The organism is Candidatus Clostridium helianthi, from assembly GCF_045310795.1.
Lineage (GTDB): Bacteria > Bacillota > Clostridia > Clostridiales > Clostridiaceae > Clostridium > Clostridium helianthi.
This window is the reverse complement of record NZ_JBJIAB010000049.1, coordinates 20,805-38,445: the sequence shown is the minus strand read 5'-3', so window position 1 is coordinate 38,445 and position 17,641 is coordinate 20,805. Positions and strand designations below refer to the sequence as shown.

The following is a 17,641-nucleotide window of genomic DNA, read 5'->3' as shown; positions in this document are numbered from 1 at the left end:
AAAGTTAAGGTCTATAGCGCCGATGGTACTGCATGGGAGACTGTGTGGCAGAGTAGGACGTTGCGAGGTAAGCAAAAAAGATAGTTGTAATAACTATCTTTTTTTATTTATTATCATAAAATATTTTAAATAATTAAATTATTGTATAGAACATTTTAATTGTTCTATATGTCCTGTAACTTTAACCTTCCTATAAATCTTTGATATAATCCCATTTTCATCTATTACGAATGTACTTCTTTCAATACCTATGGATTTCTTTCCAAACATATTTTTTTCTTTTAATACACCGTAGAGATTACATACCTCTTCTTTTTCATCCGAAAGAAGAATGAATGGCAATTCATATTTAGTAATAAATTTATCATGAGATGTTAGAGAATCTCTACTTACACCTAGAATAACGGCATTTTGGGTATCAAAATCATCTAAAGCGTTTTTAAAATCTTGTGCTTCTTGTGAACAGCCAGGAGTATTATCTTTAGGATAAAAATACAAGATAACTTTTTTATTTAAATAATCACTTAATTTATGTTCTTTTTTATCAGATCCTACTAATGCAAAATCAGGAGCTTTCATTCCTTCTTCTAAAATTAAACTTTCCATTTTATTACCTCCATATTTTTTATAATAATTATTATCTATCAAGATTGAATATTTGTAAAGTAGAAAAGAAATATTACGACTGGGTTTATTTAGAATGTATAACTGTGAATTCCATGCAAAATAACTAATTGATAAAAAATACATGCAAAATTTAAAATACTGTTGACATATATAGCAATAAAATGTATACTTTATATCATAGTAAACAACTAAGAATAATATAATATATTAATTTTTATCAAGAAAGGCGGAGGGACTGGCCCTATGATGCCTAGCAACCTGAATTAAAAATCTATTTTAATTTAAGGTGCTAATTCCTGCAGATATTTTATCTGAAAGATAAGAATGTACATATTTTTTTGCTACTTTCTTATCTAGAAAGTAGCTCTTTTATTATCTAAATGTCTAATTATTTGTATATTTCTCTAGGATTGTGATAAAAATCAAATTCAAAGCTAAATATAATATCTAGAAAATTAGGGTAACGTACAAATCATAGTAAATATATTAAAAATAAAAATTATATAAAATGGGGGCAACAAATTATGAGTAATCAAGAAAGAAAATTAAAATTTGAAACACTTCAACTTCATGTAGGGCAAGAACAACCTGATTCAGCAACAGATTCTAGAGCAGTACCAATTTACCAAACAACTTCATATGTATTTAAAAATTCTGCACATGCAGCAGCAAGATTTGGACTAGCTGATGCTGGAAATATATATGGTCGTTTAACAAATTCAACACAAGATGTTTTTGAAAAACGTGTTGCAGCTTTGGAAGGCGGAGTAGCAGCTCTTGCGGTAGCATCTGGAGCAGCAGCAATAACATATGCATTGCAAAATATAACTAAAGCTGGTGATCACATAGTTGCAGAAAAAACTATATATGGAGGATCTTATAATTTGTTAGCACATACGTTTCCTACAAACGGTGTTACAACAACATTTGTAGATCCATCTGACCTATCAAATTTTGAAAATGCAATTCAAGATAATACGAAAGCAATTTTAATTGAATCACTTGGAAATCCAAACTCAAATATTTTAGATGTTAAAGCATTAGCAGAAATTGCACATAAGCATAAAATACCACTAATAGTGGACAACACATTTGGAACACCATACTTATTTAGACCGATTGAACATGGGGCAGATATAGTTGTTCATTCAGCAACTAAATTTATTGGGGGGCATGGTACATCACTAGGTGGAGTTATTGTGGATTCTGGAAAATTTGATTGGATAGGTTCAGGAAAGTTCCCACAATTATCAGAAGCAGATCCAAGTTATCATGGAATTAAGTTTGCAGAGGCAGTTGGGGCTGCCGCATATGTGACAAGAATTCGTGCTATTTTATTAAGAGATACGGGTGCATGCATAAGTCCATTTAATGCATTTATATTATTACAAGGTTTAGAAACTCTTTCACTTAGAGTTGAACGTCATGTTGAGAATGCTTTAAAAGTTGTAGAATTTTTAAAGAATCATCCAAAGGTTGAAAGTGTTAATCATCCATCGCTACCAGAGAGTGCTGATAATGCTTTATATAAAAAATATTTTCCTAAGGGAGCAGGTTCTATATTCACATTCGAAATTAAGGGTGGAGCAAAGGAAGCGCAGGAATTTATTGATAAACTACAAATATTCTCACTACTTGCAAATGTAGCTGATGTTAAATCATTAGTAATTCACCCAGCTAGTACAACACATTCTCAAATGAATGAAACTGAACTAGCAGAGTCAGGAATTAAACCAAATACAATCCGTCTTTCAATAGGAACAGAACATATTGATGATATAATTTATGATTTATCTCAAGCATTTGAAAGTTAGGAATTATTTAGTTAATAAAGAAAATAATTATTCAACTTAGTTCTAAGAAAAAGTTTTGATAGATTAAAAGTTTTTGGTTAGTTACTTAAGAAGTAGAAGGCAAACAGTCAATATGAGAGTTTGCCTTCTATTTTTCTTTGGAGTGATAAATTCATGATAGTAATTAATATGGTGTAAAACACAATATTATGAGAACAATATAGAATAATTATTAGTTATAATTTAAATGTTTTATTCTATAATCGCTAGGATACACACCTACATTAGATTTAAATACTCTGCTAAAATAGAAGGCATCTTTATAACCAATTAATTCACCAACCTTTTTTATTTCCAAGTCAGGCTGATTAATTAAAAGCTGTTTGGCTTCATTAATGCGAATTCTAGTGATATATTTTATAGGAGTTACTCCGGTATATTTCTTAAAAATCTTACTTATATATTCATTTGTAAATCCAAATTTCTCAGAAATTTCGGTTATTGATGTCACAGAGGCATAGTTATTAAGCAAGTAATTTTCAAGTAACTGGCTTAAGCTTTCAGGCTTTAGACTGTGGTGATCAATTGAAAATGAAGAGAATTCTTTACTTTCGGACTCAAGCATAACAAGAATGCTTTGTAAAGCAGTGCTAAGTTCTTCTATTTTTACTGGTTTTAATAAGAAATCTTTTACACCATATTTTAATGCAGTCTGAGCATATTTAAAATCATTGTATCCGCTTAATACTATAGTCTTTATATGAGGATGATTTTTGTAGAGATATTTAATTAATTCTAATCCATCGTATTGAGGCATTCTTATATCAGTAATAACTAGAGAGGGACATTGCTGTTCTATGAGAGGAATAGCAATTTCTCCATTGCTAGCTTCACCTACTAATTCAAAAGGAATAGATAAAGAATTAATCTTTTTTATTATATTCTGTCTTATAAGATGTTCATCTTCAACAACAATAAGTTTATAGGTGTGTGTATTGTTCATAAAAATCCTCCTTATTTAGATGTACGGGTCCACCGATTATAAAAATTGTTTTATTTTTTTGAGAATTATCAATCGAAAATATAGCTTCAGTACCATATAAAAGTTGTAATCTTAGATATACATTTTTAAGTCCCATTCCACCAATTCTTAATGATTTTAGTTCTTTAGTTCTGTTTAAATTATAGAGATTAGATAATAATTTCTCTTTATCTTGATCACTTAAACAACCACCATTATCTTCGATATATATAAGCCACTTTTGATCGTTTGTTATAGAAGATTTGATATCTAAAATCCAAGGTGGTGAGGAGCTAAAGCCATATTTAAAAGCATTTTCTACTATAGGTTGTATTATTAGTTTAGGAATTAAAATGTTCTTTGTTGATTCATCAATATTTGAAGTATAAATAAAATCACTTCCATATCGCATTTTCATACATTCAATATATTTTTCCGTATATGATATTTCTAAAGATAAAGGAACAGCAGTTTCATCGCATGTTGTAATATAACGGAAATAATCACACAATGCATGACATATATTAATTATTTCACTATTCATATCTTCTTCAGCCATGATACTTATATTTGTTAAACTGTTATATAAAAAGTGTGGATTAATAAGAGATTGAGTCGCTTGTAGTTTTGCGCGAGTTTCTTCTGATCTTAATAATAAAATTTCATGAGAAGAATCTCTTAATTTTTCATACATATCACAAAACGATTGATAGAGCTCAGAAATTTCAAGTATATTACTATTAATTGGAACCAATAGAGTTTCATTTTCATTTAATACTCTGTCTATAGTGACCATCTTTGTAGAATTGGTTAAAGTACTTAAAGGTTGAGTTAATCTACTTGAAATTATAAAACATAGAAATAGTGTAAAAATGATTGAAATTATAGCTATAATAATAAAACCTTCTTTAAAAGAGTGCAATGATCTGAAAACAACTTCCTTAGGTTCAACGGCAATGATTGTCCAATTATATGAATCGACTTTTTGATACGACATCAGGACATCATGCTTGCTATCTATATTAATAAAATACCCAACTGATGGACTTAAATTGTGTTCTTGTATAGTATTAGTATAATTTATATTATCTTCTGGGGCAGATGAATAGGGGTAAACTAACTCATTATGTTCATTATATACATAGAATGATGTTGAAGGGTTTTTTAGCTTTAACTCTGAAATTAGAGAAAATACAGTGTTGCAATCTTGTACTACTTCAACAATACCTTCTGGTTCATTATTTCGATTAAAAAATACACGTGAAAGTGAAAGATAATGGTGGTTCGACATATTTTCAATTTTAGTAGGAGAGTATGATAATTTATCAGTAAGAAAAATATTTTTTTCACCATTTTTATCTAATGTATCTCTATACCATGGTACAGTATTCAAATCCACATTGATTACTCCTTGAAAGAAACCTGATCCTATACATATTCCATTTTGTGTATAAAGATTAACTTGACTGGCTGATTGAAAGGGTCCGATTATAGCAGTAATAATATCATATATAGCTAAAACGTTTTCTCTAGATTGAGTAAAATGTTCGAGATTTATTGTATCTGTGTTATTATGCGTAAAACTAGTAAAATTCTTTTTTATAGCATTCGAGTAGACAATATTCATGGATATTGTGGACATATTATTTAATTCGGTTGATACTGATTTATGAATAGAGGCACTGATAGTTTCAGATTTTGTTTTTGCTGTTTTATAAATATTATCACTATAAAAGTAATAAAAACAAAGAAAGAATAAAAACAATAATAAGGCTACTAGTAACCCATAAATAGAAAATAAGTATGTCTTTTGAGAATAACGTAATTTATAATTCATTATAATCCTCCTCTCCAAAACACATTATATAATAATGTTCAAAAAAGTGCAAAACGGAGTTCTTTTTTATCTATGTCTAATTAATATACTTAGTGATATTATAAGCATGTAGCCAATGTAAAGCATATCAGAAATATGGACAAATATTTATATTAATGGGGGTATAGTTAATGAGTAAACGTTTATTAAAATTAGTCAGTACAGTTTGTATGACAGTACTGATAGGGAGTGCTTTTGTAGGGTGTGGAAGCAGCAGTGGAGATGGAAGTAAAAGTGCATCAGGAAGTGGAGATTCAGTCACATTAACATTTGGATCTCATCAATCTGGTCTTCCAACATCTGGAGTTGTACAGGATTTGGCAAAAGATTTTGAAAAAGAAACAGGAATTAAAATTGATTTTCAAATTTCTCCGGATGCTCAATGGCGTGATTTACTTAAAGTAAAGTTGGATTCTGGTGAAGCACCAGATATTTTCTGCGCGGATGCCGATCCTTTAAATCTAGTAACAAGAGTTAATCCTGAAAAATATGTATTAGATGTATCAAGTGAAGAATGGGTAAAGAGAATGGACCCTAATGTTCTTCCTTCAATCTCATACAATAGCAAAGTTTATGGCATTACCTTTCCGGGTAAAAAAATGTATTTCTATGTTTACAATAAAGAGATATTTGAAAAATTAGGTTTGAAAATACCAACTAATTATCAAGAATTCAAAAATGTATGTCAAAAAATAAAAGATTCAGGAGTTACTCCAATTTATGAAGGAACTCAAAATGGATGGCATCAAGTACTTCCATTATTTGAAACAGGAGCAATGTATCAACAAAAGCATCCAGACTTATATAATAAGCTTAATAAAAATGAAGTTGATTTAGATTCTATACCTGAATTACAAACTATAATCAATGAATTAAAAGAATGTGCTGATTTAGGGTTTTATGGAGATAATTACTTAAGTAATTCAGTAGAAAATGCAAAAGAAGCGATGGCAAAAGGAAAAGCTGCAATGTTTATAGCAGAATCAGCATGGAGAAATGAAGTGAAGTCGGATTTCCCTGATTTTGACGTTAATAAGTTAGGTATATTTGCAATGCCTTGGGGAGATAACCAAACAATTGGTGTGAATCCTGCAAGTAATGCATATTTTATAAATAAAAATGGAAAGCATGTAGAAGAAGCAAAGAAATTCTTTGATTTCCTAGCAAGACCTGAGAATTTACAAAAGCGTTTAGATGGACAACCAGGATTATCAGAATTATGCTGGCCTGAAGTAAAATCAAAATATTCAAAAGAGGACCAAGCATACATTGATTCATTGCAAAAAGGAATGGTTATGCAAGCTGGCGTTAAATATATTGATAGCCAATGGATGGATATTGGAAAAGACTTAGAGGCTATGTATAGTGGTTCATCAACTCCAAAGCAAGTATTAGAAACAATTATGAATAGAAGAACAGAACAAGCTAAATTGCAAAAAGATCCTGATTGGGATAAATAATTACGGTTATATGAAAATAAGGTTTCTCCTTTTGAAACCTTATTTTATTAAAATGGAGGGATTTGAATGGACAGAAAAAAATTATATCCGTGGTATTTTACAAGCGGGGCTCTATTAATATTTTTCTTACTTTGCTTTTTACCAGGAATTATAGGTATATTTTATTCATTTACAGATTGGAACAATTTTACTGACAAGATCAATTTTATAGGATTCAAAAATTATGCTGAAGTATTTAAGGGGAAACCGGAATACCGTGCATATTTGTGGAATACGGTATTATTTACTACAGTTACAACGATCATGAAAACTGTAGTTGGCCTAGCTTTAGCTCTACTATTAACACAAAAATTTATCAAACTAAAAAACTTTCATAGAATGGTTATCTTTTCTCCTCAAGTAATGTCTTATTTAGTAGTAGGACTTGTTTTCAAAAGTATGCTACATCCAGATACAGGATTTGTAAATAATTTTCTTAAATCTGTAGGAATGGATTTCTTGGCTATGAACTGGCTGACTGATTTAAAAATTGTTTTTGCAACTGTCATGTCTGTAGATACTTGGAAAGGTATGGGGTACATAATGGTTGTAATTATTGCAGGATTGATGTCTATTTCTCCTGATTATTATGAAGCGGCAAATATTGATGGTGCTAGTTTCTGGCAAAAGTTCCGTTTAATAACCTTGCCATTATTAAAACCAATTATTATAAATGTAACAATATTAAATGTAACATATGGATTTAGAGTATTTGATATGATTTATTCATTAACAAATGGAGGGCCAGGTAATGCAACAGGGGTAATTAACACAGCAGTGTATAAGGAATTTTCTAAAGGAAATTATGCAATGGGTACTACATTATCGAGTATATTATTCTTTGGATTATTGCTATTAGTATATTTCATTATTAAATCCATGGAAAATAAGGAGGTAGATGCATAATGGTCACTTTAAAGAAGTCAATTGGAAGTGTAGCAGCCAATATAGTAACAATTTTTATAAGTTTATTAGTACTAATACCAATGGTAGTTTTATTTCTTAATTCTTTTAAGACTCAAGGTGAATCCAATAAAATGTCCCTTTCTCTGCCTAAAGAATGGGTATTTGCAAACTATAAAACAGTAATTGAACAGGGAAAATTGGTCTCATCGTTTTTTAACAGCCTTTTATATGCTACTTGTAGTGTTTTAATAATTGTAATTGTAGTAGCAGCAGCGGCATTTGTTATTGCAAGAAATCGTAAAGGTATTAATAATTTTATATATTACTTTATCCTTTCTGGTATAGCTATACCTATTAACAACGTTGCGTTAATGAAAGTTTTGCAAGCATTAAATCTTGTAAATACCAGGTTAGGTATTATTCTTGTTTATGCAGCAATAAACATTCCTCTTAGCCTATTTTTATCATATGGATTTATCTCAACAATACCTAGAGAGATTGATGAAGCAGCTGTTATTGATGGATGTGGACCAATTAGATTATTTATAAAAATAATACTTCCATTATTAAAACCCATTATTTCAACTTTATTTGTTTTGAATTTTATGGTTGTTTGGAATGACTTTACAATGCCTTTATATTATTTAAATAATTCTGCAAAATGGCCGATGACATTAGCTGTTTATAATTTCTTCGGAGCATTTGAAAATTCATGGAATTTAGTTAGTGCCGATATAATACTAACATTGTTACCTGTATTAATTATATTTATATTAGGGCAAAAATATATTGTTGGTGGTGTTTCAGCAGGGTCTGTAAAAGGCTAATAGAACAGGAATGTTATAGTTAGATAATTTAGCATAGTTTAAATAGAAAGAATAAATAAAAGAATAGAATTTATAAAGTTCCTAAAGACGAAAGCTTATTTTAGGAAACAGAGTAGGAGCGTGTATTAATATGAAATTTAGCAATGGCTGCTGGTTGGACAAGCCAGGATATCAGATATTTAGCCCTCAAGAAGTTTATAGTACTAAAATAGAAGAGGATGTTTTAACTCTTTATACACCATGTAATAAGATAAATCAACGAGGAGATACATTAAAAGGGCCAGTTATAACATATAAAATCTCTTCGCCAATGAAAAATGTAATAAGAGTTAGAGCATATCATTTTATGGGACAACAAAAAAAGTCTCCAAACTTTGAAATTTATAAAGATGAGGAGGTTAATATTTTAATAGAAGAAAATGAAAAAAATATAATATTTAAATCAGGAGATCTTAAAGCTGTAATAAATAAAGATGTATTTCAAATGAGCTTTTATAGAATGGATAAAAAGTTAACGTCTAGTATGCCAAGAGGACTAGCATATGTTAATACTGCTGAAGAAAGAGTCTTTATGAAGGTTCCAGAAGAAGGAATCTTCATGAAGGAAGAATTACAATTATCCGTAGGGGAATTGGTTTATGGACTTGGAGAAAGGTTTACCCCTCTAGTAAAGAATGGTCAAAGCATAGATATATGGAATGAAGATGGAGGAACAAGTACAGAGCAGTCATATAAAAACATACCATTTTATATGACTAATAAAGGATATGGAGTATTTGTAAATCATCCTGAAAGGGTATCTTTTGAAGTTGGTTCGGAAAAAGTCACTAAAGTTCAATTTAGCGTTCCTGGAGAATATCTAGATTACTTTATAATTGGTGGAGAATCAATGAAAGAAGTAGTTGAAAATTATACAACACTAACAGGTAAACCAGCACTTCCACCAGCGTGGTCATTTGGATTATGGTTAACAACATCTTTCACTACAAATTATGATGAAGAAACGGTTAATAGTTTTGTTGATGGCATGGCAGATAGAGATCTGCCACTTAGAGTATTTCATTTTGATTGCTTTTGGATGAAAGATTTTAATTGGTGTAATTTTGAATGGGATAGCAGAGTATTCCCAGATCCAAAGGGAATGCTTACAAGATTAAAGGAAAAAGGATTAAAAATATGTGTTTGGATAAATCCATATATTGCTCAAGAGTCAAAGTTATTTGATGAAGGTATGGAACACGGATATTTGATAAAGAAACCTAATGGTGATGTGTGGCAATGGGATTTATGGCAGCCTGCAATGGGAATTGTAGATTTTACAAATCCAGATGCATGCAAATGGTATTCAGGTAAGCTTAAAGAATTAATTGATATGGGAGTAGACTGCTTTAAGACTGATTTTGGTGAACGTATACCAACAGAGGTTGAATATTTCGATGGATCAGATCCATATAAAATGCACAATTATTATACTCAAATATATAATAAGGTGGTATTTGAGACTTTAAAAGAAAATTTAGGAGACGATGAGGCAGCAGTATTTGCAAGATCAGCCACTGTTGGAGGACAACAATTCCCAGTACATTGGGGAGGAGACTGTGAAGCGAACTATGAATCAATGGCAGAAAGTTTAAGAGGTGGATTATCTCTTTGCATGTCGGGATTTGGATTCTGGAGCCACGATATAGGAGGTTTTGAGAGTACTGCAACAGCTGATGTATATAAGAGATGGGTTGCCTTTGGATTATTATCTTCCCATAGTAGGTTACATGGCAGCAGCTCGTATAGAGTACCATGGCTTTATGATGAAGAAGCTTGTGATGTAGTTAGGTTTTTTACTAAGCTTAAGTGTAGCATAATGCCATATTTATATAACATAGCTAATGATGCATCAAAAAGAGGGATACCAACTATGAGAGCTATGATGTTAGAATTCCAAGATGATTTAGCTTGTAATTATCTAGATGAACAATATATGCTTGGAGATTCTATCTTAGTTGCACCTATCTTTAATGAAGAAGGAGAAGCAAATTACTATTTACCAGAAGGAATGTGGACTAACTTCATAAGCGGAAAGAAATATAAGGGTGGAAGATGGATTAGAGAAAGACATGATTACTTAAGTGTACCTATGATGGTTAAAGAAAATAGTTTGATTGCTGTTGGAAATGAAAGTTCTAAGCCGGACTACAATTATAGAGAGAATGTATCAATTTTGGCCTATGAATTGAAAGAAAATAAGAAAACAGCCACAAGTGTCGTAGACATGAAAGGTAACAAAGTTCTTGAAGTGGAAGTCACCAAAAATGAAAAAAGTATTATTATTGAATCTATAGGTACTGAAGGAGAATGGTCTTTAGTACTCAAGAAATTTTCTAATATAGAAAATGTTGATAATGGAGTACTTATTCATCAAGGAGAGGATACAATAATTAAATTTACAGATGGAAATTGCAAATGTAATTGTAAAATAGAGTTCAGCATGTAAAAATTTTGATATAAAGCACATGTAGTATATGTAATAATCTAGAAGGTAAACTAAATTTATTATTAGTTAACTTCTAGATTTTTATTATATAATGAATATTTTATAACCTATAATTGATATTATAATGGTATATAATAAAATTAGGAAAAAATATAAATACAGACTTGGAGTGAATATTTATGGAACTAAATTGGAGCCTAAAGGAAATATATCCGTCATTTGATAGCGATGAATTTAAACAAGACTTAAATAAATTAACAGATATTATTGAAGAAATCAATAAATGGGCATTAGAAGCTACTAAAAATAAAGATAACTTAGTAGAAAAATTAGAAGACTATATAAATAAATTTACAAAAGTAACAGACTTATCTAGTAGAATTAGTATTTTTATAAATCTAAGCTTAAGCGTAAATACAAAGGATAAGAATGCATTGAGGTATTCAGATATTTTAGAAAAGAAATTAACAAATCTAATTGGAAGTTCAGTTAAATTTGAAAGATATATTAGCAGCATAGAAGGCCTGGATGAAATAATAAGTAAGTCTAAGCTACTTAAGGAACATGAATTTATGTTAAAAAATATAGTTGAACAAAGTCAATATTTGCTCAGCGATAAGGAAGAAAGTATAATTGCTAATATGAAAAATACAGGCTCAAATGCCTGGGCGAAACTTAAGGATAATTTGATTTCCACATTATTAGTAGAAATTGAAGAAGATAATGAAATTAAGAATATACCATTAACAATGGTTTTAAATATGGCCTATGATAAGGATGCAACTGTGAGAAAAAAAGCATATGAAGCAGAAATAAAATCTTATAAAAAAGTAGAAGAAGGTGTAGCTGCAGCATTAAATGGAATAAAGGGTGAAGTTTTAACAGTTTGTGATTTTAGGGGATATAAATCTCCACTTGAAAAGACACTCATAGATTCAAGAATGAGTGAAGAGTCTTTAGAGGCAATGTTTTTAGCTATGAAAGAAAGTCTTCCAGTATTTAGGAAATACTTGAGAAGAAAAGGTGAAATGTTAGGTCATAAAAACGGACTACCATTTTATGATTTATATGCACCTGTTTGCGAAGCAGATATGAAATTTACATATGAAGAAGGTACTAAGTTTGTTGAAAAGAACTTCAGAACATTTAGTGACAACTTAGGAGATTTTGCAAGGAAAGCAATCGATAATCATTGGATAGATGTGAAACCAAAGGAAGGAAAAGTAGGTGGAGCTTTTTGTGAGAATCTACATTTCAATGGAGAGAGTAGAATACTCCTAAACTATGGTGATAATTTTGGAGATGTAGTAACTCTCGCCCATGAATTAGGTCATGGTTTTCACGGAGAGTGTTTAAATAATGAGACTACGTTAAATTCAGATTATCCAATGCCGATAGCAGAAACCGCATCTACATTTTGTGAAACAATAATAAAAAAGGCAGCAATAAAAGATGCTTCTAAGAATGAAGCTTTAGCAATCCTTGAAACTGAAATTAGCGATTGCACGCAAGTTATTGTTGATATATACTCTAGATTCCTATTTGAAAAATCATTTTTCGAAGCTAGAAAAGCAAGTTCTTTAAGTGTTGAGGAAATAAAGGATCTTATGCTGGATGCTCAAAGAGAAGCATATGGAGATGGATTAGATCCTGATTTTTTACATCCATACATGTGGACTTGGAAACCTCATTATTATGATGCTGAGTATAATTATTATAATTTTCCTTATGCGTTTGGATTATTATTTGCAAAAGGATTATATGCTGAATATTTAAAAAAAGGAAAAACTTTTTCAAAGGATTATGAAAAATTACTTTCAATTACAGGAAAAAATAAAATAGCTGATGTAGCAAGAGTTATGGGCATAGATATAAATGATACAGAATTCTGGAGAAATTCTTTAAAAACTATAGAAGAGGATATAGAAGAATTTATAGGCCTTAGCAATAAATAGAGAGAGAAAATTTAAATTGAATTATTCATCAAATAAAAATATAGTTATTTGATGAATAATAGATATAATAGGGGTTAGAGGTGTAATTTTAAATGAAGATATTTTATAATACATCCACTGGTAATTCATTGTATGTAGCAAAAATGATAAAAGAAAGTTTTAAAGATTGCGAATTAGTATCCATGAGTAAGGCGTTAAAAGAAAATAAGTTTGATATTTGTGAGGATATTATTGGATTTATATATCCAATTCACTGTTCAGGACTACCGATTGTGGTTAATGAATTTATCTCAAAGTTAAAGATAAATAAAGATGCATATATCTTTACAATTGGAGTTTCAGGAGGAGGAGGAGCAAATACTAGCTTTATTCAAATTAATAAATTATTAAAAGGTAATGTTAAGATAAGTAATTATTGTACCATTAGGTATATTTCTAATTATATGCGAGCAGGTAGAAATCCTACTAAAGCTAGAGCTGAGGAAACTATAAAAGAAAATGAAAGTAAGATAGTGGATTTCATAGAGTCAGTTAAGAGAAGAGATACTAAAGAAATTAACTTTAAAGCTGGAATTGGAAATTTAGCATATAAGATATGGAAAGATTTTTATAAAAATAAAGATAAAAACTTTAATGTAAATGAGAAATGCATTAGCTGCAATATGTGCAAGAAAGTTTGCCCTGTAGATAATATCGTGATGGAAAATAATAGACCAAAATGGTTAGGAAAATGCACAGACTGCATGGCTTGCATAAATATATGCCCTAAAGAAGCAATAAATATAGGAAAGTCTACAATTAAAAAGAATAGATATTTAAATCCGTATATAAAGAGAGAGGAATTAATATAGAGATATAAGATAAAAAAATAATCTTGATAAAAATATCTTGAGTATAGAATAAGGGATATACTTTATATCCTTTGAATCACATTAAATATTATAAAGTACAAAAAAATAATATAAAAAAATCCTAAAAATGATAACATAAATGTAATAATATGGTAAAATATTCATATAAATAATATATGAATGGGGTTGTCAAGTAATGGGTTTTTTTAAAAAAGATGATATTCAAGAAAAAGAAGTTCAAGTAACTAATGAAACTAAAATTGAGAATTTAGAGATTGATAAAAGAATTTCTAAAAAGAAAAATTTATCTCTTTTTGATGTAGATACGATTCAGTATGTAATTAAAAATTTTCCATCCATGTCCATTGAAATTCAAAGTGGTCTGAGCAACTTGGCAAGCATACTAGAAAATACCATAGACCACATTGAAGATAAGTCAAGTGAAATAATTAAAAAAGATAGGGATTTTAAATTAAGTAAAGCTCATAGAGATACATCTATAGCTATATATAGTGTTGTTGAAAACATAAATGAATATGTTAAGTGGATGCAAGATGAATATGAGAAAAATATACAATCTGATAAAGAAAATATTTGTAAGGTGAGAAAAGATTTAGTAGAAATTAAGAAAGAAGCATCTATAGATAAAGAAAAACAAGAATTAAAAAATACTTTAATTAATGAAGAAGCTATAGAAATATATAAAGATTTTTCATTAAAAGAACCTAAAGCAATAAAGTTGGATGGTAATATTATAGATGTTGAAGACTGGGATGACTTACTTGTTAAAACAGCTGAGGTCCTTACAAAACAATATAAAAAAAATAAAAATAGTAATAAATCTATGAAGCAAATTAAACCAGTCGAAAAAAAATCTCCACAAAATTCTTTTAGGGATACTGTTATAGATATGTTAACAGAATATAAGATAAATTTTGATGAATTTAAAGTTATAGTGAAGTGAGATATGTAGAGTAATTCTTGTATTTCAAATAAATCAGCTTACGTGCAAAGAAATATTTGCATTTTAAGCTGATTTTTTATATAGTTAAATAATAATAAAAATATTGACAATGAATATTATAAAAAGTACAATATGATTATAAAAGATTGAGTTAAATTTAATTTATAAAAATTTAATTTTTCTTATGAATAGTAAATATAAAAAAGTTTAAAATAGCTAGAGATATGTTTAAAAAAGCTTTAGTTTAATTTATAAGATGGAGGAATAAAGTATGAAAATAGTAGATACTAACGAATTTAAAAATGAGATAGAGAGTGGAGTTACAGTTGTAGATTTCTTTGCAACTTGGTGTGGACCTTGTAAAATGTTATCTCCAGTGCTTGAAGGATTATCAGGTGAAATGGAAGGAAAGGCTAAATTTATTAAAGTTGATATAGATCAAAGTTTAGACTTAGCAAATGAGTTTCAAATTTCAAGCGTTCCAACAATGATAATATTCAAAGATGGACAAAAAGCAGAGCAACTTATAGGATTTTTACCAAAAGAAAAAATTCAACAAGCAATTGAAAGTAATCTATAAAATATTTTCTACATTAAAAAACATAGTGCAATATTAAAATGTACTATGTTTTAATTTTAAAAAAATAAGTTGAGCAAAATTAAATTTTATAAAGTTTACTTTTTAAGCATAATTATGTAAGGAGAGATAATCATGAATTTTTATAGTTTTTCTGCAAATAAAATGAATGGTCAAGAAGTAAAAATGGAAGAATATAAAGGAAAAGTAGTTTTAATAGTAAATACTGCGAGTAAGTGTGGATTTACACCACAATTTGAAGAGTTAGAAGATATTTATAAGGAATATAAAGATCAGGGATTAGAAATATTAGGTTTTCCATGCAATCAGTTTGCCAAACAAGATCCATCTAGCAATGAGGAAATAAATTCGTTTTGCAAATTAAATTATGGAGTTACTTTCACTATGTTTGAGAAAATTGATGTGAATGGAACCAGTGCACATCCGCTATATGAATTCTTGAAAAATAAAAAAAGAGGACTCTTTAATAAGGAGATAAAATGGAATTTTACTAAGTTTTTAGTTAATAAAGATGGAGAAGTTATAGGGAGATATTCTCCAACAACAAAGCCATCAAAAATTAAAGAAGATATTATAAATTTGTTAAATGCTTAAATTATTGCATTTTTGAAATAGACATTAAGTGGTGCAGAAGATATATTATAATTATATAGTTTAAATAAGATAGTTTATAATAGAAATAGGTTTATAATTAAATGTACGTAAATGGAGGAAAAAAAGATGAGCGAAAGATATGATATAGCAATAATAGGAAGTGGACCTGCAGGTCTATCAGCTGCATTGAATGCAAGAATAAGAAAAAAGAATTTTATAATATTTGGGAATAAGGAACTTACTAGTAAGCTTGCAAAAGCTCATGAAATAAATAATTATCTAGGTTTTTATAAAAAAAGCGGTAAAGAATTGCAAGAAGAGTTTAATAAACATTTAGAAGAAATGGATATAAATATAACTGAAGAGAGAATTAATAATGTATATGCCATGGGAGACTATTTTGCTTTAATGGTAAATGAAAAAATGTATGAAGCTACATCAGTAATATTAGCTACAGGTGTTGAATATGGAAAATTATTTGATGGAGAAGAAAGACTTCTTGGAAAAGGCGTTGGATATTGCGCAACTTGTGATGCTCCCCTATATAGAGGAAAGGTAGTTACAATAATTTCTTATAATAAGCATGAGGAAGAAGAGGCTAATTTTATTGCATCAATAGCATCTAAAGTAAATTATATTCCTATGTATAAGGAAAAAGTTGAGGTAGATCCTTCTATAGAAATTATAAATGATACACCAGTTGGAATTATAGGAGGGGATAAAGTAAGCAAACTGAAGTTAAAGAATTCAGAAATTGAAACAGATGGTATTTTTATACTTAGAGATAGCATTTCTCCAGGGCAATTAGTACCAGGATTAAAGATAGTTGATAACCATATTGAGGTAGATAGATTAATGAGAACAAGTATTAAAGGATGTTTCGCAGCTGGCGATATTGTTGGAAAGCCATATCAATATATAAAGTCAGCTGGAGAAGGAAATATAGCAGCTTTATCGGCAGTAAGTTATGTAGATTCTGTTTCTAAAAAATAGCAAAGTTATAGAAATAAGAGACGTTATCTATAATATTGCGTCTAAGTAAGCTTTATGTATTGGACGAAAAGTGCTATATTAAAATTGACATGCTAAAGCAAAAAAGTTAAACTTACTTTGGTTTGTTAAAATTAAATTTATATAAATGATATGGCGGTTATAGGAGAATGAATTATGAATAAATCAAAAAAATATGAAAGTATCAAATTAGACAATCAAGTTTGCTTTTCTTTATATGCAGCATCAAGGGAAATAATAAAATTATATAAACCAATTCTAGATAAATTCAATCTAACATATACACAATATATCGCGATGCTTGTATTATGGGAAGATGAAAAGAGTACAGTCAAGGATATAGGACGAAGATTGCATTTAGATTCTGGTACATTGACGCCACTATTAAAGAAGATTGAAGGAATGGGACTAATAACAAGGTATAGAGACACAAATGATGATAGAGTAGTAATTGTTGAATTAACTGAAAAAGGAAGACTTCTAAAGGATGACATATTAGAAGTGCCACGTCAAATAGTATGTAAAGCTAACATATCAACTGAAAGTGCTATTGAATTAAAAAGAAATTTAGATGAATTATTAAAATCTTTAGAGTAACTTTGACTGATTTTGTCTGCGCTTTGATTAGATA

At 29.2% G+C, this 17,641-nt stretch carries 15 protein-coding genes and 1 riboswitch; of the genes, 12 read left to right on the top strand and 3 right to left on the bottom strand.

Going from position 1 to position 17,641, the window contains the following annotated elements:
- Positions 1-138: 138 nt before the first annotated feature.
- Positions 139-606: a peroxiredoxin gene (locus ACJDTP_RS24370; RefSeq protein WP_406762711.1), complete on the bottom strand. Its 468-nt coding sequence runs from the start codon at positions 604-606 to the stop codon at positions 139-141.
- 232 nt (positions 607-838) lie between these two features.
- A riboswitch (SAM riboswitch) is annotated at positions 839-952 on the top strand.
- A gap of 199 nt (positions 953-1,151) precedes the next feature.
- Between ACJDTP_RS24370 and ACJDTP_RS24365 the strand changes: the two genes are divergently transcribed.
- The gene (locus tag ACJDTP_RS24365) at positions 1,152-2,441 is read left to right on the top strand and encodes an O-acetylhomoserine aminocarboxypropyltransferase/cysteine synthase family protein (RefSeq protein ID WP_017211732.1); all 1,290 of its coding nucleotides are present in this window, start codon (positions 1,152-1,154) and stop codon (positions 2,439-2,441) included.
- Positions 2,442-2,652: 211 nt separating this feature from the next.
- On the opposite strand, the gene ACJDTP_RS24360 is transcribed toward ACJDTP_RS24365, so the two are convergent.
- Together ACJDTP_RS24360 and ACJDTP_RS24355 are read right to left on the bottom strand one after the other, a co-directional pair.
- Entirely contained in the window at positions 2,653-3,423 is a 771-nt protein-coding gene (locus ACJDTP_RS24360) for a response regulator transcription factor (RefSeq protein ID WP_041894314.1), read from the bottom strand.
- Positions 3,401-5,278: a cache domain-containing sensor histidine kinase gene (locus ACJDTP_RS24355; RefSeq protein WP_171773499.1), complete on the bottom strand. Its 1,878-nt coding sequence runs from the start codon at positions 5,276-5,278 to the stop codon at positions 3,401-3,403. The genes ACJDTP_RS24360 and ACJDTP_RS24355 overlap by 23 nt, the downstream gene beginning before the upstream one ends.
- 170 nt (positions 5,279-5,448) lie before the next feature.
- On the opposite strand from ACJDTP_RS24355, the gene ACJDTP_RS24350 reads away from it, so the two are divergent.
- From ACJDTP_RS24350 to ACJDTP_RS24300, 11 genes are all read left to right on the top strand, one after another.
- The gene (locus ACJDTP_RS24350; RefSeq protein WP_026885528.1) at positions 5,449-6,777 is read left to right on the top strand and encodes an ABC transporter substrate-binding protein; all 1,329 of its coding nucleotides are present in this window, start codon (positions 5,449-5,451) and stop codon (positions 6,775-6,777) included.
- A 66-nt stretch (positions 6,778-6,843) separates the two neighbouring features.
- Complete coding sequence (locus ACJDTP_RS24345; RefSeq protein ID WP_011968114.1) at positions 6,844-7,722, top strand: carbohydrate ABC transporter permease; 879 nt, start codon at positions 6,844-6,846, stop codon at positions 7,720-7,722.
- On the top strand, positions 7,722-8,549 hold the full coding sequence (locus ACJDTP_RS24340; RefSeq protein ID WP_065416285.1) for a carbohydrate ABC transporter permease: 828 nt from the start codon (positions 7,722-7,724) through the stop codon (positions 8,547-8,549). Before ACJDTP_RS24345 ends, ACJDTP_RS24340 begins: the two co-directional genes overlap by 1 nt.
- Before the next feature lie 130 nt (positions 8,550-8,679).
- Positions 8,680-11,037: an alpha-xylosidase gene (gene yicI, locus ACJDTP_RS24335; RefSeq protein WP_406762710.1), complete on the top strand. Its 2,358-nt coding sequence runs from the start codon at positions 8,680-8,682 to the stop codon at positions 11,035-11,037.
- Positions 11,038-11,216: 179 nt separating this feature from the next.
- The gene (locus tag ACJDTP_RS24330) at positions 11,217-12,992 is read left to right on the top strand and encodes a M3 family oligoendopeptidase (RefSeq protein WP_406762709.1); all 1,776 of its coding nucleotides are present in this window, start codon (positions 11,217-11,219) and stop codon (positions 12,990-12,992) included.
- Between the two features lie 92 nt (positions 12,993-13,084).
- Positions 13,085-13,843 carry an EFR1 family ferrodoxin gene (locus ACJDTP_RS24325; protein WP_406762708.1) on the top strand — a complete coding sequence of 253 codons (759 nt, stop codon included), beginning with the start codon at positions 13,085-13,087 and terminating at the stop codon, positions 13,841-13,843.
- Between the two features lie 196 nt (positions 13,844-14,039).
- On the top strand, positions 14,040-14,807 hold the full coding sequence (locus tag ACJDTP_RS24320; protein ID WP_406762707.1) for a hypothetical protein: 768 nt from the start codon (positions 14,040-14,042) through the stop codon (positions 14,805-14,807).
- Positions 14,808-15,078: 271 nt separating this feature from the next.
- Positions 15,079-15,387, top strand: coding sequence for a thioredoxin (gene trxA, locus ACJDTP_RS24315; protein ID WP_011968120.1), 309 nt, complete (start codon positions 15,079-15,081; stop codon positions 15,385-15,387).
- Between the two features lie 132 nt (positions 15,388-15,519).
- Positions 15,520-15,999 carry a glutathione peroxidase gene (locus ACJDTP_RS24310; RefSeq protein WP_041894328.1) on the top strand — a complete coding sequence of 160 codons (480 nt, stop codon included), beginning with the start codon at positions 15,520-15,522 and terminating at the stop codon, positions 15,997-15,999.
- A 126-nt stretch (positions 16,000-16,125) separates the two neighbouring features.
- Positions 16,126-16,992, top strand: coding sequence for an NAD(P)/FAD-dependent oxidoreductase (locus ACJDTP_RS24305; RefSeq protein ID WP_406762706.1), 867 nt, complete (start codon positions 16,126-16,128; stop codon positions 16,990-16,992).
- Positions 16,993-17,166: 174 nt separating this feature from the next.
- A complete protein-coding gene (locus tag ACJDTP_RS24300) occupies positions 17,167-17,607 on the top strand; it encodes a MarR family winged helix-turn-helix transcriptional regulator (RefSeq protein ID WP_077838038.1) in 441 nt (146 codons plus the stop codon).
- Positions 17,608-17,641 lie beyond the last annotated feature (34 nt).